We start from the raw sequence: 18,603 nt of genomic DNA on the forward strand, positions 1-18,603 counted from the left end.
TTATTCAAGTCTATGGTTTATCAAAGTTTTTCAAATACAAAACCTCAATACGTCATAAGATTTATTGAGCTATCCTTTTGGATACTCGAGAAGGAATAGAGACTTTCTCCCCTGTTTTATTTATTTGGGAGAGGTATTTTTTATAAAATATTTTCGCATTCCGTTTATCTTTTGAACTCCAATACGCATCTGCAAGATTTAGGTATGCAACAGTTCTATCTGGAAATGCCTTAATAATTTTATGTAAGAGATATATTGCAGACTGATGATATTCCTGATTATTAAGATAAAATGCAATATTATTATATGTTGCAATATTTTTTTGATTAATCGGGTATCTGCCAAGATACCAATCCATTCTACTTTTATCTATATCAAAATCCGAGTGGTCTTTGACATACTTTTCTAAATCGTCCAATGTATTTTCAACCGCATAAAAAGTTCTACATTTCTCACCATGCATCTTTAAAACAGCCTGCCTATTATAATCTTTGATAGGTTTATGGATATTTTTTCTGCACTCTAAAGATTTAACGTCAAAGTCTTCCTTATACAGACTAATAGTTTTTAATTTATCTAAAATTAATAACTTCCCACTCCTTTTTATGTAATATTCTTCATAAAACTTTCCGCCAAAATCATCAACCCTAACGACAATAAAATCACCCTCCTCATAAGACGTAATATTTTCTTTCTTTACATCACTAAAAAAATTATTTATTTCAATCGATTGCCTTTTATCTCCAATTTGTTCGTAATTATTGGCGCTTACTGACACAGGAAATAGCATTATTAATAAATACAAACCGATTTTTTTCATTTTCTTTTTACTCTTTCTAAATCCATAAAATACAGCAATAAAGACAAACAAAGAAGATTGATGATTTTTGCTGCAACTGAACAACCCCGAAGCTCAAGAAAAAGGCGGAACAGACAGATCAAGCTGCTTCAGCAAACCGACGGTTTCGTAAACGGGCAGTCCCATCACGCCGGTAAAGCTGCCCTGCAAATGTTCGACAAACACGCCGCCCAAGCCTTGGATTCCGTAGGCTCCTGCTTTATCCATCGGTTCGCCGCTTTGGATGTAGGCGGAGATTTCGTCAGGGGATAAGGTTTTGAAACGCACATCGCTGGTTTGTAAGACGCTGCGCGCTTTGCCTTGCCAATAAACGCATACGGCGGTCAGCACTTGATGCGTTTGTCCTGACAACTGCTCAAGCATTGCGGCGGCATGCTCTTGGGTTTCGGGTTTGCCGAGGATATGGTTTTGATAGGCAACGGTAGTATCGGCGGTCAGAATGGGAAACTCGGGCGGCGTATCATGTTGCGCAAACCATTGGGCGATGGCGGCAGCATTCTTTTCGTTTGCCATACGTTGAACATAATCAGCGGCATTTTCGTCAGGAAATGGCGTTTCATCGATATCGGCGGGAATGCGTTGAATTTGGTAGCCTAAGTTTTCAAGGATTTCGCGACGGCGCGGGCTGCCGGAGGCGAGATAGAGTGTCTGCATAGTAGCGATGGCTTTCCAAGGAATTTTGGGATTTAACCGATAAGACGGATAGGCATACGGAAAGGTCGTCTGAAATTTTCAGACGACCTTTCTAATTGTTAATCGTGTTGATCCAATTGATAAATTTGAGCAACGGCATCAACCAAATTGCTGTTTTCCGAGCCGGCTTTATTGAGGGTTTGAGTAGGAGAATGGAGGAGTTTGTTGGTCAGTTGGATAGAGAGCCGTTCCAACACTTCTTCCGCCGATGCGCCTTTGGCAAGCTGTTTCATCGCGTTTTCCAAAACCTGCCTGCGGGCGCGTTCGCCTTCATCACGCAAGGCGCGGATAAGGGGGACGCTTTGGCGGCTTTGTTGCAGGCGGACAAACTCGCCAACCTTCTCTTCCACCATGGCTTCGGCTGCGGCAGCTGCTTTTTGGCGGGCTTCCTTGCCGTTTTGAACGATGCCCATCATGTCGTCGACGGTGTAGAGATAAGCGTCATTCAACTCCCCTACTTCGGCTTCGATATCGCGCGGAACGGCAAGATCGAGCAGGAACATGGGCATATTGAGACGCAGGCGCAAGGCGCGTTCCACCATGCCTTTGCCGACCAACGGCAGCTGGCTGGCGGTAGAGGAAACGACGACATCGTATTCGTGCAGGATATCGGGCAACTCTGTCAGCAGGCAAGGCTCGGCATTCAGTCCGAGTTTGTCGCACAACTCTTGGGCGCGCGGCAGGGTACGGTTGGCAACGGTAATGAGTTTGGGATTTTTGGCGGCGAAATAGGTGGCAACCAATTCAATCATTTCGCCCGCGCCGATAAATAGAACGTTCAGGTCGCCGATATCGGGAAAAATCTGCTCGGCAAGCTTGACGGATGCGGAAGCCATCGAAACGGAATTCTCGCCGACAGCGGTGTCGGTACGCACTTCTTTGGCAACGGCAAACGTTTTTTGAAACAATGCGTTGAGGTTGGTATTGATGCTTTCTTGCTCTTGTGCGACACGCACGGCATCTTTAATCTGTCCCAAAATCTGCGGCTCGCCCAATACCATGGAATCCAATCCGCAGGCGACGCGGAAAGCGTGGCGGATGGTTTCGTTGTTGTCCAAGGTATAAAGATAGGGGCGGATTTCTTCGGCGGGCAGGTTGTGATATTGCGCCAGCCATTCGATGATTTGCTCGGTTTCGCCAACGCAGTAAAGCTCAGTGCGGTTGCAGGTCGATAGAATTACTGCCTCCTTCGCTGCTTTGCTTCGAGCAAGGTTGCGGACGGCTTCGGGCAGGCTTGCTGCGGTGAATGCCAGCTTCTCGCGTATACTCAAAGGCGCAGTTTGGTGGTTGAGTCCGACGGCGGTAAGTTGCATGGGATAAGGGGGAGAGATGGTATGTGTCGGCGGGTATTATAGCTTAACTTGACTTTGAAATGAATGTGTTGGCTTCCAAACAAACAGTGCGATTGGCAAAATTTAGATTACCGGGGGTCGTCTGAAAACATCAGATTCATATAACGAAATCATCTTTAAATCGAACAAACCATTCTTTCCCATTTTCAGACGACCTGATTAAAGTAGCTCCAAACTGAGAATAAGGAGCACCCTATGACGACTACCGCCGATCCGCGCGCCAAGCTGCCCGACACCCCGCTTTCCGGCAATGAAGCCCTGAAAGACCGCAGCGACTATCTGCACGGTACCATCAAAGACGATTTGACCGACGACTTTACCGGTGGCTTTACCGCTGACAATTTCCAGCTCATCCGTTTCCACGGCATGTACGAGCAGGACAACCGTGACATCCGCGCCGAGCGTACCGATCAAAAACTCGAACCCTTAAAAAACATGATGTTGCGCTGCCGTTTACCCGGCGGCATCATCACGCCGGCGCAGTGGCTGGGCATAGATGAATTTGCCGGCGACCACACCATTTACGGTTCCATCCGTCTGACCAACCGCCAAACCTTCCAATACCACGGCATTTTAAAAACCGATTTGAAATTGGCGCACCAGTCCCTGCACAAACTCGGCCTCGATTCCATCGCCACCGCCAGCGACGTCAACCGCAACGTACTTTGCACCAGCAACCCCGTCCAAAGCCCGCTGCACCAGGAAGCCTACGAATGGGCAAAACGCATCAGCATGCACCTTCTGCCGCGCACCATGGCTTACGCTGATGTCTGGCTGGACGGTGAAAAAGTGTTTACCACCGAACCGACCGAGCCGCGCAACAAAGAAATCGCCGACGATGTCGAACCGATTTTGGGCAAAACCTATCTGCCGCGCAAATTCAAAACCGCCGTCGTCATCCCACCCGACAACGATGTGGACATCCATTCCAATGATTTAGGCTTCGTTGCCATCGAAGAAAACGGCAAACTTGTCGGCTTTAACGTCCTTGTCGGTGGCGGACTGTCCAGCGAACACGGCAACACCAAAACCTACCCCAACACCTCCTACGAATTCGGCTTCGTCCCCCTCGAATACACACTCAACGCCGCCGAAGCCGTCGTCAGCACCCAACGCGACTGGGGTAACCGCAGCGACCGCAAAGCCGCGCGCACCCGCTATACCCTCCAGCGCGTCGGCGTTGAAGTATTCAAAGAAGAAGTCGAAAAGCGCATGGGCATCAAGTTCGAACCCATCCGCCCCTACGCCTTCACCCATCGCGGCGACCACATCGGCTGGGTTAAAGGCCTCGAAGGTAACTGGCACCTGACCCTGTTCATCGAAAACGGCCGCCTGCTCGACTACCCCGGCAGGCCGTTGAAAACCGGCGTGCGCGAAATCGCCAAAATCCACCCCGGCGACTTCCGCCTGACCGCCAATCAAAACCTCGTCGTCGCCAACGTCCCGCCCGAGCTGAAAGACACCATAGACAAAATCGCCAAAGAACACGGCTTAATCAGCAAATCCATCACCATCCAGCGCGAAAACTCGATGGCGTGCGTCGCCCTGCCGACCTGTCCGCTGGCGATGGCGGAGGCCGAACGCTTCCTGCCATCGTTCTCCGACAAAATCGACGAAATGTTCGCCAAATACGGCTTGGAAGACGAATACATCGTCCTGCGCGTCACCGGCTGCCCCAATGGCTGCGGCCGCGCCATGCTCGCCGAAATCGGCTTAGTCGGCAAAGCCGTCGGCCGCTACAACCTCTACGCAGGCGGCAACCGCGAAGGCACCCGCATCCCGCGCCTCTTTAAAGAAAACATTACCGAACCCGAAATCCTCGAAATCGTCGACGGCTGGGTCGGTAACTGGGCGCAAAACCGCCTCGACGACGAAGGCTTCGGCGATTTTGCCGTCCGTACCGGCATCGTCAAACCCGTCCTCGACCCGCCGCGCGATTTTTGGGCTTGAAAACCTGTTGGCAGATTATAGTGGATTAACTTTAAACCAGTACGGCGTTGCCTCGCCTTAGCTCAAAGAGAACGATTCTCTAAGGTGCTGAAGCACCAAGTGAATCGGTTCCGTACTATCTGTACTGTCTGCGGCTTCGTCGCCTTGTCCTGATTTAGTTAATCCACTATAAGAAACAAAGTTGGAAATCAAAAGGTCGTCTGAAAACCCGCAATGCTTGTTTTCAGACGACCTTTTGATTGTTTAAACCAACTTGTTAACTTATTTCGCAGCCTTAAACGCGTCGGTAACCTGTTTGGACGCGTTCAGCAATTCTTGCGCGCCGCCCGCCGCCAAGTAGGTTTCGGGAACGAGGTAAACCACCTGTCCTTTTTTCCATGCGGTCGTTTCGGCGACCAGCGGATTGTTCAACACGTCTTTCGCCGCCTGTCCTTCTTCGCCGATGGCAGCGCCCCTATCAAGGACAAACAGCCAGTCGGGATTTTTCTCTTTCAAGTATTCGAAGCTGACGGGCTGACCGTGGCTGCCTTCTTTGATGGCTTCGTCAACGGCCGGAACGCCAATGTCTTTGTGCAGCCAGCCGCCCAGTCGTGAAGACGGACCGAAGGCGGACAGTTTCCCGCCGTTGACCAGAATCACCAAACCTTTGCCTTTACCTTGCGCTGCAGTTTTCGCGGCTTCAAAAGATGCGTCGATTTCCGCCTTCAGCTTGTCGGCTTCCGCCTGTTTGCCGAAGATTTGCGCCAGCGCGTCGATACGCTCTTTGGCACTGTCTTTGAGGTTGGCGGTATCGGCGGTCATTTCGATGGTTGGCGCAATGGCGTTCAACTTGTCAAACGCTTTGGCTGCGCGGCTGCCGATAATGATGAGCTGCGGCTTGTAGGCGTTGAGCGCCTCGTAATCCGGCTCGAACAGCGTACCGGCAGGTTTTGTCGTTTTGAAATATTCGTCCAAATAAGGCAGCAGGTTTTTGTCGATGGACAGACCGGTTTTCACGCCCAATTTGTTTAAAGTGTCGAGCATACCCAAATCGTAAACGGCGATACGTTCGGGATTTTGCGGCACTTTCGCGTCGCCGCGCGTCGTTTTGACGGTCAAACCCGCGCCTTCGGTTTGGGCTGCGGAAGCGGTTTGGGCGTTTTGGTTTGAAGCGGAATCTTTCGGCGAACACGCACCCAAAGCAAGGGCGCAGCATACGGCTAAAGCAGTCAGACGTAACATGGATTCTCCAAGCAGATATAAAACAAAAATATGGAAAAGGCCGTTTGAACAAGAAAATTTAAAGGCTTCCAATCAGAAAGCCGAACGTTCAGACGACCTTTACGGTTTGATGTTACCAAATTAACCAATAACAATTATCGTTTATTTTATTAGATATAAAAGAGGCTGTCCATCGGTCTTTAAATGCGGTTGTCGGTCATCTCTCCGCCATCATTCATCAAACCACCAATCCCAACCTTTTCCCCAATGCCAAAATCGCCCTTTTGTTTGACGGAGAAAACACTTTTTCCGCCGCTTCTTCAATGCCGAACCATCCGTAAGCGACGTGTTCGTCAGGCTGCAAAACAATCACCGCATCACGTGGAACTTCGGCGGAAAAGATGTGTTCGCGGTTTTCGAACACGCCTTTGGGATAGCGGTGCCGCCAGTGGTGGTAGATTTCGTAAACCGTGCTGTCGTGCCAGTTGCAGAGCTGCCCGTCCGCAAGGCGGATGCCGGTTTCCTCCCAAACTTCGCGTTTGGCGGTTTCCTCTATGGTTTCGTCCGGCTCAATGCTGCCGGTTACCGACTGCCAAAAACCTGGCGGCGAAGTGCGTTCGATTAAAAGGATATGGCCGTCGGCATCATGCAGGACAATCAACGCGGACACGGGATACTTCAAGGGCTTTGCCATCAATCGTCTCCGCCGGAATCCATCGCAGGATCGGATTTGGTATCGCTGCGCGCCTGCATTCCCGCCTTAATCATGGCGATGCTGCTCGGTGCCTGACTTTCGTTCAAGATGCGGACTTCGCGCTGCGGATAAGGGAACTCGATGCCGTGTTCGTTAAACTGCCGCCAAATATCCAGAAAAATCGCCGATTGCAGCGCGGCAAAACCGTTTTCCGGGTCTTTCACCCAATAAGTCGCGCGCAAATCGATACCGTTGTCGCCGAAGTTGGTGACTACCGCCAAAGGTGCGGGATTGTTGGAAACACGCGGCTGCGCGGCGGCTGCGCTTTTGATGATGTCCAGCGCCTTAATCAAATCGGAATGATAGGCAACCTGTATATTGAACGCCTGCTGCAATTCGCGGCTGGTGTAGGATTCGTTGACCACCATCGAGGTAACGAACGTCTCGTTCGGAATCAGCGCCTCCGTACCGTTGGCATTGCGCAGCACGACGAAACGCGAGGTGATTTTGGTGACATAACCGGTAAAGTTGTTGACCGTCAGGCGGTCATTCATGCGGATGGAGCGGTCGCCTAAAATGATAAAACCGGAAATATAGTTGCTCGCCACTTTTTGCAGGCCGAAACCGATACCGACACCCAACGCACCGCCGAACACCGACAATACCGTCAAATCAATCCCCACCAGCGGCAACGCAATCAATACCGCCAACACCATCATCACCGTTTTGACGACTTTGGACAAAATCATGCTCAGATTGGTATCCAAGCTACTCTTCTCCAAATGTCCGCCGATAACTCGAGCCAGCCATGACGCGCCTATCATCAGGAGGCCGACCCACAAAATCCCGTTCAGAATCGTCAGCAGGCTGAGCCTGCCCGAACCAACCGAGAAACTGATGCCGTCCAGTACCTCCAAAATCTTATCGTCCAAACCCGACAGCCAAAGCACGAACCCTATCCACAAAACCATAGACACCGCCCGCTCCAGCCAGTCGGTCAGTTTGTTTTGCGGCAAAGCGGCATGAACGACCGCCACGCTGACCCGAATCAAAATCATCCAGCGCGCCGCCAAAATCAGCAGATGCAGCCATACCGCGCGAAATTCCGTCAGATTACAGACAAACAAAGCCGCCGCGCCGAAAATCATCATCAGCACCGGCCACAAAATCCTTCTGCCGATATGCCGCAAAAGCGCGAAGCTGCCGTGTTCTGAGAAGAAATAACGGTCGTTGAGGCGGTTTGACAGCCAAAACGCCGCCACCATCAGCATCAAGACACCGACCAGCTCTATCCAGCCCGAAACCTGTCCGAAGTTGCGCTCCACCAAGCTCGATGTAAACGCCTGACGCGCAAACAAATCATGCAAAATACTGTCCATCCGCCCTGTTTTTTATTAAAAATCAAAGCTGAGATTATATAGTAGCCATTAAATTCCGCCACATCCATTTACCCCCGAGGTCGTCTGAAAAACATCGCGGCTTCCAATCAAGTATGAACCATTCCGCAGCCCTACCCTCCCTGACACCAAACAAATTCAAAGCCGCTTCAAGCAGATAGCCGAAACCGTCCGGCTTTACCCTTGCCAAAGCCGTGCAAGAAAACTATAATCCCAAACTTCTCGAGTCGGAGTGTGGCGCAGTCTGGTAGCGCACTTGCATGGGGTGCAAGGGGTCGAAGGTTCGAATCCTTTCACTCCGACCAAAAATTCAACAGCCCGGTCATTTTTGACCGGGCTGTTTTTTTTGCCTTTGACTGTCTCAAATCTTATATCTCAAGCGTTTCAATCAAAAGGTCGTCTGAAAACCTCAAATCAAGGTTTTCAGACGACCTTTTGCCTTATCCGTAAAAGCTTACAGATAGAATTTTTCAACCACTTTCAAATTGTCGTCCAATTTGTACACCAGCGGCTGACCGGTCGGGATTTCCAAGCCCATGATGTCTTCGTCGGAAATGCCTTCGATGTGTTTGGCCAATGCGCGCAGGGAGTTGCCGTGGGCGGCGACCAAGACGCGTTTGCCGCTCAGAAGCGCGGGGGCGATTTGGTCTTCCCAGAACGGCAATACGCGCTCCAAAGTAACTTTCAGGTTTTCGCCATCGGGGATAACATCGGCGGGCAGGTTGGCATAGCGACGGTCGTTGTGCGCGGAGAACGGGTCTTTCGGATCGAGCAGCGGCGGCAGGGTGTCGTAGCTGCGGCGCCAGATGTGGACTTGCTCGTCGCCGTATTTTTCGGCGGTTTGTTTTTTATCCAAACCTTGCAGTTGGCCGTAGTGGCGTTCGTTCAGCCTCCAGCTTTTGATTTGCGGCACGAACAGTTGGTCGGATTCTTCCAAAACGATGTTGCAGGTTTTAATCGCACGGGTCAGGACGGAAGTGAAGGCGATGTCGAACTCGTAGCCTTTTTCCTTCAGTTTTTTACCGGCGGCGGCGGCTTCGGCAAGCCCCTGCTCGCTCAGTTTCACGTCGCGCCAGCCTGTAAACAGGTTTTTCGCGTTCCATTCGCTTTGTCCGTGGCGGATAAATACCAATTCCATGTCGTATGCTCCAATTTGAGGTCGGTAGAAGGGGCTATTTATAACACATTTCGGCTGCTTCTGCAGTCGGGGCGGGGCAATGCTTGTTCTTCATCAAGACTTGTCCGCCATATTACTTTGCCGTTCATTCCCCTACCTTTGCAATCGTAATGTTTCCAAACAAATTAAAGGTCGTCTGAAAATCCTGTTTCAAGTTTTCAGACGACCTTTTTCAACCTGGCATCAAGGCATTAGGACTCGACGGGGATGATGCCGATTTTTGCCTGCCATTTGCGCGGGGCGGTGGCGTGGATGGACTCGCCTTTGCTGTCCACGGCAACGGTTACGGGCATGTCTTTGACTTCAAACTCGTAAACTGCCTCCATGCCCAATTCGGGGAACGCCAAGACTTTGGAGGATTTGATGGCTTTTGCCACGAGGTATGCCGCGCCGCCGACTGCCATGAGGTACACGGCTTTGTTGTCTGCGATGGCTTCGCAGGTGGCTGCGCCGCGCTCGGATTTGCCGATCATGCCCAAGAGGCCGGTTTGTTCGAGCATTTGGCGGGTGAATTTGTCCATACGGGTGGCAGTGGTCGGACCTGCGGGACCGACGACTTCGTCGCCGACAGGATCGACGGGGCCGACATAGTAAATCAGGCGGTTTGTGAAATCGACGGGCAACTCTTCGCCTTTGTCGAGCATATCAACGAGGCGTTTGTGCGCGGCATCGCGGCCGGTAAGGATTTTGCCGTTCAGCAGCAATACGTCGCCGGTTTTCCAGCTGGCAACTTCTTCTTTGGTCAGTTTATCGACATCGATGCGTTTGCCGTTGTCGGGGCTGTAAGTCAAATCGGGCCAGTCTTCAACGCGCGGCGGGGTCAGTTCGACCGGGCCTGAGCCGTCCAATTCGAATTCGACGTGGCGGGTGGCGGCGCAGTTCGGAATCATGGCAATCGGTTTGGAAGCGGCATGGGTCGGGTAATCGAGGATTTTGACGTCCAATACGGTGGTCAGTCCGCCCAAACCTTGTGCACCGATGCCCAACGCGTTGACTTTTTCAAAGAGTTCGAGGCGCAGGGCTTCGGTGGTGGACAATTCTGCGCCGGACGCGGCTTTTTCCTGCAATTCTTGAATATCGATGTGGCTCATCAGGGATTCTTTTGCCATCAGTACGGCTTTTTCAGGCGTACCGCCGATACCGATGCCCAAGATGCCGGGAGGACACCAGCCCGCGCCCATGGTCGGGATGGTTTTCAATACCCAATCGACGATGTTGTCGGACGGATTGAGCATGGCGAGTTTGGATTTGTTTTCCGAGCCGCCGCCTTTTGCCGCGCAGGTTACTTCGACTTTATCACCCGGCACGATGCTCATGTGGATGACGGCGGGGGTGTTGTCTTTGGTGTTTTGGCGTTTGCCGGCAGGGTCGGCGAGGACGGAAGCGCGCAGGGTGTTGCCTTCCCAAGTGTAGGCGCGGCGTACGCCTTCGTTAACCATCTCTTCCACGCTCATGTCCGCATCCCATTGGACGTTCATGCCGACTTTGAGGAAAACGGTTGCGATACCGGTATCTTGACAGATGGGTCGGTTGTTTTCCGCACACATGCGGCTGTTGACCAAAATCTGCGTCATCGCGTCTTTGGCGGCGGGATTTTCTTCCTTCTGCCACGCCTTATAGAGTGCGTCGATGTAGTCTTTCGGATGGTAATAGCTGATGAATTGGAAGGCATCGCAGATACTTTGGATAAAGTCTTCTTGCTTGATGACGGTCATGATTGTGTTCCTTTTCTCATGGTAGGGAGGGTTTGTTCACTTTTTATAGATGTCGTTTTTCAGACGACCTTAATCGGTGTAATAGTGCTGTCAATCGATATGAGGCGACAATATGATTTTTATAATCCATTGATTTTCATAAAACTTAATAACCTATCATTCCACTCGGATGATGATAACGGATATTGTCGGCAATATTTACCGGAAGAAATAAAACTACAATTAATCTGTCTACTCAAATTCCAAAGGATCGTCTGAAAAGACTGGATTCACCGCCGCAATGAACCTTACTAATAACATGAATTTAAGAAGAAAAAATTACTTTTCAGACGACCTGTCTTTCTTTTTTCAACCATACACAAATGTAAAAGCCGTGTCATTCTACCTATGATGATTTTTGATGGAAGTCAAACTTAGCTACTTTTCTGAAATTTTATAACACCATTTGCATTTACTTACACTTAACAAATTTATTCAATAAATACATAGATATATACTTTTATATCAAACACTTAATAATGATATTTACTCGTATTTCAAAACGGTTTTTAGCAGTTATTCCTTTATCGTAAGTTTATTTTATCTTACAAAATAACAAGATGACACAAAGGTCGTCTGAAAACCGCTGTTTTTTGTTCACAATCCGCTCCTACCCTGCCTTTAAGACTCCGCCATCATCAAAAAATCTAAATTCTGATACACTAACAAAAGACAGTCAGACATTGATTTATAAGATGTTTCCTGAAAAATATACGCAACTCTAAAAAATTTGTAATAAAAATACACACATCCGATTTCCCCTATCTCATTCCACAGGACACTACCATGAGTGAAAACTTGTTAACCCTGACCATAGACGGCCACGAGGTCAAAGCCTCCGCCGACTCGTCAATCATTCAGGCCTATGCCCGTTCCGGCAGCGCGATTACCGCCAACGTCGGCTGCATGGGGCAAGGCGTGTGCGGTTCCTGCCGCTGCATGATACGCAAGGAAGGCGAGCGCGAGGTAACGACTGCGTTGGCGTGTGAAACCAAAGTCGAAGAAGGGATGCAGGTCAGCTTCTTGGACTACTTCATTCCCGAGCATATCCAATATTACGACGTGAGCGAGGTCGGCGACGGCTGGAACTGGCTGGACGACACCGCCAAAGCTTTCCCCGAAGCGCAACACTGCCGTCATTGCGGCGGCTGCAACCGTGCCTGCCCCAAAGGCTTGGAAGTGGAAAACGGCGTAGCGCAAGTGGTATCGGGCGATTTCGGCGCGGCTGCGTTGACGTTTGACCAATGCGTGATGTGCAACCTCTGCACCCTTTCCTGCCCGGAACACATCCGTCCGAACCACTTAGGCTTGTTCGCCCGCCGTATGAAAGCGGCGCGCACGCTGCGTCCGGTGGATTTGATGCGCCGCCTGCGCGAAATCGACAGCGGCAAAATGAAAGTCGAATTTGAAGAGGAGGCAATGTGATGGCGAACGAAATCCAAGGCATAGACTATGAAACCGCCCTTGCCAACCTGCGCGCTTCCTCATTGGAACTGCGCGGCGACCTGCCGGAAAAAAACGAATTGTTGAGCCAGTTTCACCCTGACTATCAGGCAAATGCGCGCGTCAAACTGCCCATCGGTCCGAACACGGGCGATTACTGCCATCCTGATTTGGCGAAACTGCTGATCAGTCATCCGCTGATTGACGACTATGATTTGTCGGGCGCGGAACACTTAAACACCGACGTACTGGTTATCGGCGGCGGCGGTGCGGGCGCGGCGGCGGCGTTGTCTGCGACCGAAGCAGGCGCGCGCGTGATTATGGCGAACAAGCTGCGTATCGGCGACAGCAATACCGTGATGGCCGAAGGCGGCATTCAGGCTGCTGTCGGCGCAGAAGACAGCTTACAGCAGCACTTTGACGACACCATTAAAGGCGGCCACAACGCAGGCAAAAAAGAATTGGTGGCGCAAATGGTTACCGACGCGCCGTCCGCCATCCGCTGGCTGATCGGCTTGGGCATGACTTTCGACCTTGCCAAAGGCGCGGATAGCAACGGCATGTTGAGCCGCAAACGTGCAGGCGGTACGACCGTGCCGCGCATCCTAAGTTACCGCGACTTTACCGGCCTCGAAATGATGCGCGTACTGCGCGAGGCGGTCGAACTTGACGAAAACATCACCCAACTCAACCGCCATCCCGCCATCGAATTATTGTCGGACGAACACGGCCGCTGCGTCGGCGCGATTTTGTACGATTTGGAAAAACGCTCTTTGGTATTGGTTCACGCCAAAGCCGTGGTATTGGCAACCGGCGGCAGCGGACGGCTGCATTTGCAGGGTTTCGCCACTTCCAACCACTACGGCGCAACAGCCGACGGTTTGGTGATGGCATACCGCATCGGCGCGAAACTGCGCGACATCGATTCCTTCCAATACCATCCGACCGGCGTCGCCCATCCGCCGCACTTGGCGGGCGCGCTGATTTCCGAAGCCGTGCGTTCCGCAGGCACCAAACTGGTCAACGGCTTGGGCGAACGTTTCGTTGACGAATTGCAGCCGCGCGACGTCGTTGCCGCCGCCATTTTGCGCGAGTGCCGCGAAGGTCGCGGCGTAGTGCGCGACGGACAGGTCGGTGTGTTCCTCGACACCCCGCGCCTGATTGAAAACGATCCTGATGTGTTGAACCGTCTGGTTACGCTCGGCCACGTCGCCCACAAATGCGGCATCGACCCCGCCGTCGAACCCGTGATGATCCATCCGACCCTGCACTACCAAAACGGCGGCGTCGAAATCAACGGCGACGGCGCGACCTGCGTCGAAGGTCTCTATTGCGCCGGTGAAGTAACCGGCGGCATCCATGGCCGAAACCGCCTGATGGGCAACGCGCTTCTGGACATCATCAGCTTCGGCCGCCGCGCGGGTAAAGCCGCCGCCAGTTGCGGCCTGCCGCTGAAAAAAGTGCGCGGCGGTGTCGGACACGTCCACGATCTGCAACGCGAAATGACCCGCGCCGGACTGACCAGCGACATCAAAGCCCCCGTTTTATATCCCGACTACGGCAAATTCGATTTGCGCGAACACGCCGGTTTGCAGGAGCAACAATCATGAACCAAGCCAATCAAAACTTACTGCACCCGTCCCGCCAAGTCGGCGCGGATTTGGCCGCGTGGCGCAAAGTCGGCGGCGGCGAAGGCCTGCTGGCGGCGCTTGCCGATCCTCAAAGCATCGTTTCCAAGCTGCAAGACGCCAACCTCTGCGGCATGGGCGGCGCAGGTTTCCCGACCTGGCGCAAATGGGAGGCGGCCGTCGCAGCCCAAAGCAAACACGGCGACAAATACGTCGTCTGTAATGCCAACGAAGACGAACCGGGTACGTTCAAAGACCGCGTGTTGCTGGCGAAAACGCCGCACCAAGTTATCGAAGGCGTACTGATTGCCGCCGTCGCCTGCCGCGCCAACAAAGCGATTATGTATGTCAACCCGCACCAGACCGAATCCGTCGCCTCCATCGTGCCCGCCATCGAGCAGTGGAAAAAAAGCGATTTGTTCATCCGCATCGAAAACTATCTGGGCAAACCTTTAGACCTGAAATTGGTCGAAACTTCAGGCCGCTACATCGGCGGCGAAGAAACCGCCGTGATTTCATGGTTGGAAGGCGGTTTCCCGTTCCCACGCCGCAAGCCGCCTTTCCCTGCCGAAAGCGGCGTAGCAGGCGAGCCGACCTTAATCAACAACACCGAAACCTTCGCCAACATCCCGCAAATCCTTGCCAAAGGCGCGGAATGGTACAAATCGCTGGGTCTGGGCGATGCTGCAGGCACGAAACTCTACTCGCTCTCCGGCGACGTATTGAATCCGGGTCTGTACGAACTGCCGATGGGTACGACCCTGCAATCGCTGATTTTCGACCACGGCGGCGGTATGCTCGAAGGGCGCACGTTTAAAGCCGTCTTCACCGGCGGTCCGTCAAACACGCTCCTGACCGTAAAAGATTTGGACGTGCCTTTGGACTTCATGTCCGTGCGCGAACGCAAATCCAGCCTCGGCACGGGCGCGATGATTGTGATTTCCGAAGGCACCAGCGTCGTGCGCAAAGTGGCTGAGTATGTGGAATTCTTTGCGTCCAACTCATGCGGACAATGCCCGCCGTGCAAAGGCGGTACGTTCCAACTCTCACGCCTGCTCAACCGCGTAGATACCGGCATCGGCACTTCAGACGACCTCCGCGCCCTGCAAAGCCTGTGCCAACTGCTGCCCCGAAGCGGTCGCTGCGGCCTGATTGACGGCGCAGTTACCGTGCTGCAAAGCTCACTGCGCACCTTCCCCGAAGAGTACGGACTGCCGGCGGAGCAGGATTAATCTGATACGGGGTTTCAGACGACCTTTTGTATTATGGGGGGTCGTCTGAAAAATACCAGCAACTCTATTTTCCCCCGTCAGGCAAAAATACAGTTGCTAATAAATCCGAGGTTTTGCCCTCTCCCTAGCCCTCTCCCACGGGGAGAGGGAATAATGGCGCTGAAAATCAACCTTTATCAGATTTTTTGCAATCTGTCCCCTCTACCCGCGGGAGAGGGAATAATGGTGCTGAAATCGACCATTATCGGACTTCCTGCAATCTATCCCCTCTCCCCGTGGGAGAGGGCTAGGGAGAGGGCAAAACGCAATAACCTTAAAAAACGTCGTCTGAAAAGATGGCAACACAAACACGCATTACCCAAACCACCAAAAGAAAAACATAAAAAACAACTGCTGTCAAATACGTTTCAGACGACCTGTTCCCACCAAAATCAGGCACACGTCGTCTGAAATCCGATTTCCCCGATACCTCAAACTAGGAGACTCAACATGGGCTTCAAGCCAATTCCTGCGGCGGTTGCGCTCGCGCTGACGCTGATTATCTGGTTCGTCATACCCGTGCCGCAGGGCGTATCGCCCGACGCATGGCATCTCTTGGCGCTGTTCGTCGGCATCATCGCCGGCATCATCGGCAAAGCCATGCCCATCGGTGCAATGGCGATTTTGGGCATTACCTTGGTCGCGCTGACCGGCGTGACCAACGAAAAAGCCGCCGACGCAACCAAAGACGCTCTAAGCAGCCTCAACAACTCGTTAATCTGGATGATCGGTATCGCCATCATCATCTCGCGCGGTTTGTTGAAAACCGGCTTGGGGATGCGTATCGGCTACCTTCTAATTTCCCTCTTCGGCAAACGCACGCTGGGCGTAGGTTACAGCTTGGCTTTGGCGGACTTGGTCATCGGTCCGGTTACACCGAGCAACACTGCGCGCGGCGGTGCGATTGTGCATCCGATTATGAAATCCATTGCCTTAAGCTTCGACTCCGACCCTGAAAAAGGTACGGAAGGCAAAATCGGCAAATACCTTTCACTGGTCAACTTCCACGCCAACGTGATTACCTGTCTGATTTTTATCACTGCCACCGCACCCAATCCGCTGGTCGTCGAATTGGTTGCCAAAGCCACCAATTCGGAAATCCAACTCTCTTGGGGTACTTGGTTCTTGGCAATGGTCGTACCCGGCCTGCTTGCTATGCTGCTGATGCCGCTGGTGCTGTATTTCCTGTATCCGCCCGAAATCAAACAAACCCCTAACGCCACTGCATTGGCAAAAGAGCATTTGGCTACCATGGGCGCGATGAAGCGCGACGAAAAAATCATGCTCGGCATTTTCGTGATTCTGCTGCTTTTGTGGGCGGGCGTTCCCGAGATGCTGTTCGGCGTGAAAGTTGATGCTACCGCCACCACCTTCCTCGGCTTGAGCCTGTGTCTTTTGACCGGCGTCCTAACTTGGGAAGATGCGCTGAAAGAAAAAAGCGCGTGGGACACCATCGTTTGGTTTGCGGCCTTGGTTATGATGGCAAACTTCCTCAACAAACTGGGCCTCATCAGTTGGTTGTCCGACTCCATGCAAAGCGGTATCGCCCACATGGGCTTGGGTTGGGAAGCCGGTTGTGCCCTGTTGATGCTTGCCTACCTCTACGCCCACTATGTTTTCGCCAGCGGCACGGCACACGTTACCGCCATGTTCGGCGCGTTCTACGGCGCAGGCCTCGCCTTGGGCGCACCGCCGATGCTGTTTGCCCTGGTTATGGCATCCGCTACCGGCATCATGATGTCGCTGACCCACTACGCCACCGGTTCCGCTCCTGTAATTTACGGCTCCAACTATGTGACCATGACCGAATGGTGGAAAGCCGGCTTCATCATGAGCGTGCTTGAAATCCTGATTTTCGGCACCATCGGCATTATCTGGTGGAAAGTGCTGGGCTACTGGTAAACCCTGCCTGAAATCAACAAAAGGTCGTCTGAAAATAGGTTTTCAGACGACCTTTTTGTTTTTTGGAATAGCGATTGCACAGTAAAGTCGGAGATCCCCCGCTATTGACTGCTCAACCATTCATCGCGCGTTTGTTTGGCTTCTTCAAAATAACGGTATAGCGCGTCGCGGTTTTCTTGTTCAAGGATACGTTCCAGCTCGGAAAGCTGGTCGTGCAGTCCGGCAATCAGCTTAATCAGGCTGTTTTTATTGTCCAGGCAGATATCTGTCCAAATGGCGGGATGGCTGGAGGCGATGCGGGTAAAGTCTCGGAAACCGCTGGCGGCAAATTTCAAATATTCCTGCCCGTCCGGATGGTCGGCGATTTGGTGGACATAGGCGAAAGCCGTCAAATGCGGCATATGGGAAACAGCAGCGAACACAGCATCGTGTTCTTCCGCGCTCATTTCAAACGTCTGCGCACCAACCGCCTGCCACAGGCTTTTTATCAAAGCGATGCCTTCGGGGCGCTCTTGTCCGTGTGTGGTGATAATCAGTTTTTTATCTTGATACAGCCCGAATTGCGCCGCCAACGCGCCGCTGCGGTCGGAGCCTGCAATGGGGTGCGCGGCGATACAGTGTGAAATCCGCTCGGGCAGATATTGGCAGAAAGCGGCGATGGCAGTCCGCTTGGTGCTGCCCACATCGGACACATAAGCCCTGGGCGCAAGCAGCGGCGCAATGGCTTGGCAGATGGTCGGCAGCGTGGAAACCGGCGTGGCAATCAACACCAAATCGGCATGGCTGATGCTTTCGGCGTTGATTTCCGTAAACGCTTTATCAATCACCCGACGCTCAAGCGCACGGTCGAGATTGTCGCGGTCGAGATCAATGCCGGTCACGGTTTGCACCCGTCCCAATCGTTTGAGGTCCAGAACGAAAGAGCCGCCTATCAGTCCGACGCCGATAAGGGTGATGTGTTGGAGCGGGGCGTTTGGTGTCATGGCGAATGTGTAAGGCGGTAGATAAAGGAAAGGTCGTCTGAAAACGTGCCGAAGACTATGATTTGCTTCCAAACCTGTAAAACCTTATTGGAACACCAATCCTGCCTGCGGCTTGGGCTATTATAGTGAATCGGTCTCGTTCCAGCCACAACCGTATCGACCAGACAATCAGCCCGCAGCCGTTTTCAGAATGGAACAATCTTCTGCAATATCAAAATATTTTGCATACACCGCCCATCCCAAAACCATATTCCGTAAGAAAATCAAAGCAAACCGGTTGCGCTCATTCACCCTCGAAAC

The 18,603-nt window shown here is 52.3% G+C and carries 15 protein-coding genes and 1 tRNA gene; 7 read left to right on the plus strand and 9 right to left on the minus strand.

Going from position 1 to position 18,603, the window contains the following annotated elements; genetic code table 11:
- Window positions 1-61 precede the first annotated feature (61 nt).
- The 3 genes from DBZ16_RS14085 to hemA all read right to left on the minus strand — a co-directional run bounded on the left by DBZ16_RS14085 (window position 62) and on the right by hemA (window position 2,865).
- A complete protein-coding gene (locus tag DBZ16_RS14085) occupies window positions 62-820 on the minus strand; it encodes a tetratricopeptide repeat protein (RefSeq protein WP_107814427.1) in 759 nt (252 codons plus the stop codon).
- A 93-nt stretch (window positions 821-913) separates the two neighbouring features.
- Window positions 914-1,513: a Maf family protein gene (locus DBZ16_RS14090; RefSeq protein ID WP_107814428.1), complete on the minus strand. Its 600-nt coding sequence runs from the start codon at window positions 1,511-1,513 to the stop codon at window positions 914-916.
- A gap of 98 nt (window positions 1,514-1,611) precedes the next feature.
- A complete protein-coding gene (gene hemA, locus DBZ16_RS14095) occupies window positions 1,612-2,865 on the minus strand; it encodes a glutamyl-tRNA reductase (protein ID WP_107814429.1) in 1,254 nt (417 codons plus the stop codon).
- A 234-nt stretch (window positions 2,866-3,099) separates the two neighbouring features.
- On the opposite strand from hemA, the gene cysI reads away from it, so the two are divergent.
- On the plus strand, window positions 3,100-4,854 hold the full coding sequence (gene cysI / locus DBZ16_RS14100) for an assimilatory sulfite reductase (NADPH) hemoprotein subunit (protein ID WP_070512653.1): 1,755 nt from the start codon (window positions 3,100-3,102) through the stop codon (window positions 4,852-4,854).
- A gap of 261 nt (window positions 4,855-5,115) precedes the next feature.
- Here the strand turns inward: cysI and DBZ16_RS14110 are convergent, their stop codons facing one another.
- From DBZ16_RS14110 to DBZ16_RS14120, 3 genes are all read right to left on the minus strand, one after another.
- On the minus strand, window positions 5,116-6,075 hold the full coding sequence (locus tag DBZ16_RS14110; RefSeq protein WP_003766260.1) for a siderophore ABC transporter substrate-binding protein: 960 nt from the start codon (window positions 6,073-6,075) through the stop codon (window positions 5,116-5,118).
- A 217-nt stretch (window positions 6,076-6,292) separates the two neighbouring features.
- Window positions 6,293-6,748 (minus strand): dihydroneopterin triphosphate diphosphatase, encoded by a 456-nt coding sequence (nudB, locus tag DBZ16_RS14115; protein WP_070498630.1) that lies wholly within the window; start codon window positions 6,746-6,748, stop codon window positions 6,293-6,295.
- Window positions 6,748-8,127, minus strand: a complete 1,380-nt coding sequence (locus tag DBZ16_RS14120) for a mechanosensitive ion channel family protein (protein ID WP_070869729.1) — start codon at window positions 8,125-8,127, stop codon at window positions 6,748-6,750. Before DBZ16_RS14120 ends, nudB begins: the two co-directional genes overlap by 1 nt.
- Before the next feature lie 246 nt (window positions 8,128-8,373).
- Between DBZ16_RS14120 and DBZ16_RS14125 the strand changes: the two genes are divergently transcribed.
- Window positions 8,374-8,450, plus strand: a tRNA-Pro gene (locus DBZ16_RS14125).
- Window positions 8,451-8,599: 149 nt separating this feature from the next.
- Here the strand turns inward: DBZ16_RS14125 and DBZ16_RS14130 are convergent.
- Window positions 8,600-9,283, minus strand: coding sequence for a 2,3-diphosphoglycerate-dependent phosphoglycerate mutase (locus tag DBZ16_RS14130; RefSeq protein ID WP_003766223.1), 684 nt, complete (start codon window positions 9,281-9,283; stop codon window positions 8,600-8,602).
- A 230-nt stretch (window positions 9,284-9,513) separates the two neighbouring features.
- Complete coding sequence (locus DBZ16_RS14135) at window positions 9,514-11,037, minus strand: fumarate hydratase (protein ID WP_003740750.1); 1,524 nt, start codon at window positions 11,035-11,037, stop codon at window positions 9,514-9,516.
- Between the two features lie 825 nt (window positions 11,038-11,862).
- Between DBZ16_RS14135 and DBZ16_RS14140 the strand changes: the two genes are divergently transcribed.
- The 5 genes from DBZ16_RS14140 (at window position 11,863) to DBZ16_RS14155 (ending at window position 17,320) form a co-directional block, all read left to right on the plus strand.
- On the plus strand, window positions 11,863-12,501 hold the full coding sequence (locus DBZ16_RS14140) for a 2Fe-2S iron-sulfur cluster-binding protein (protein ID WP_003777402.1): 639 nt from the start codon (window positions 11,863-11,865) through the stop codon (window positions 12,499-12,501).
- On the plus strand, window positions 12,501-14,129 hold the full coding sequence (locus tag DBZ16_RS14145) for an FAD-binding protein (RefSeq protein ID WP_107814430.1): 1,629 nt from the start codon (window positions 12,501-12,503) through the stop codon (window positions 14,127-14,129). Before DBZ16_RS14140 ends, DBZ16_RS14145 begins: the two co-directional genes overlap by 1 nt.
- Entirely contained in the window at window positions 14,126-15,379 is a 1,254-nt protein-coding gene (locus tag DBZ16_RS14150) for a complex I 51 kDa subunit family protein (RefSeq protein WP_107814431.1), read from the plus strand. The genes DBZ16_RS14145 and DBZ16_RS14150 overlap by 4 nt, the downstream gene beginning before the upstream one ends.
- Window positions 15,380-15,601: 222 nt before the next feature.
- On the plus strand, window positions 15,602-15,829 hold the full coding sequence (locus DBZ16_RS15465) for a hypothetical protein (RefSeq protein WP_167390299.1): 228 nt from the start codon (window positions 15,602-15,604) through the stop codon (window positions 15,827-15,829).
- A gap of 39 nt (window positions 15,830-15,868) precedes the next feature.
- Window positions 15,869-17,320, plus strand: coding sequence for a DASS family sodium-coupled anion symporter (locus DBZ16_RS14155; RefSeq protein WP_107814432.1), 1,452 nt, complete (start codon window positions 15,869-15,871; stop codon window positions 17,318-17,320).
- Between the two features lie 101 nt (window positions 17,321-17,421).
- Here DBZ16_RS14155 and DBZ16_RS14160 read toward each other — a convergent pair whose 3' ends face one another.
- Window positions 17,422-18,303: a prephenate dehydrogenase gene (locus tag DBZ16_RS14160; protein WP_107814433.1), complete on the minus strand. Its 882-nt coding sequence runs from the start codon at window positions 18,301-18,303 to the stop codon at window positions 17,422-17,424.
- Window positions 18,304-18,603: the final 300 nt, after the last annotated feature.

This window comes from Neisseria sicca (assembly GCF_003044565.1).
Classification (GTDB): Bacteria; Pseudomonadota; Gammaproteobacteria; order Burkholderiales; family Neisseriaceae; genus Neisseria; species Neisseria sicca_A.

Coding starts and splice junctions, on each gene's coding strand:
- DBZ16_RS14085 (WP_107814427.1), bottom strand. CDS start 820: ATGAAAAAAATCGGTTTGTATTTATTAATAATGCTATTTCCTGTGTCA.
- DBZ16_RS14090 (WP_107814428.1), bottom strand. CDS start 1,513: ATGCAGACACTCTATCTCGCCTCCGGCAGCCCGCGCCGTCGCGAAATC.
- hemA (WP_107814429.1), bottom strand. CDS start 2,865: ATGCAACTTACCGCCGTCGGACTCAACCACCAAACTGCGCCTTTGAGT.
- cysI (WP_070512653.1), top strand. CDS start 3,100: ATGACGACTACCGCCGATCCGCGCGCCAAGCTGCCCGACACCCCGCTT.
- DBZ16_RS14110 (WP_003766260.1), bottom strand. CDS start 6,075: ATGTTACGTCTGACTGCTTTAGCCGTATGCTGCGCCCTTGCTTTGGGT.
- nudB (WP_070498630.1), bottom strand. CDS start 6,748: ATGGCAAAGCCCTTGAAGTATCCCGTGTCCGCGTTGATTGTCCTGCAT.
- DBZ16_RS14120 (WP_070869729.1), bottom strand. CDS start 8,127: ATGGACAGTATTTTGCATGATTTGTTTGCGCGTCAGGCGTTTACATCG.
- DBZ16_RS14130 (WP_003766223.1), bottom strand. CDS start 9,283: ATGGAATTGGTATTTATCCGCCACGGACAAAGCGAATGGAACGCGAAA.
- DBZ16_RS14135 (WP_003740750.1), bottom strand. CDS start 11,037: ATGACCGTCATCAAGCAAGAAGACTTTATCCAAAGTATCTGCGATGCC.
- DBZ16_RS14140 (WP_003777402.1), top strand. CDS start 11,863: ATGAGTGAAAACTTGTTAACCCTGACCATAGACGGCCACGAGGTCAAA.
- DBZ16_RS14145 (WP_107814430.1), top strand. CDS start 12,501: ATGGCGAACGAAATCCAAGGCATAGACTATGAAACCGCCCTTGCCAAC.
- DBZ16_RS14150 (WP_107814431.1), top strand. CDS start 14,126: ATGAACCAAGCCAATCAAAACTTACTGCACCCGTCCCGCCAAGTCGGC.
- DBZ16_RS15465 (WP_167390299.1), top strand. CDS start 15,602: ATGGTGCTGAAATCGACCATTATCGGACTTCCTGCAATCTATCCCCTC.
- DBZ16_RS14155 (WP_107814432.1), top strand. CDS start 15,869: ATGGGCTTCAAGCCAATTCCTGCGGCGGTTGCGCTCGCGCTGACGCTG.
- DBZ16_RS14160 (WP_107814433.1), bottom strand. CDS start 18,303: ATGACACCAAACGCCCCGCTCCAACACATCACCCTTATCGGCGTCGGA.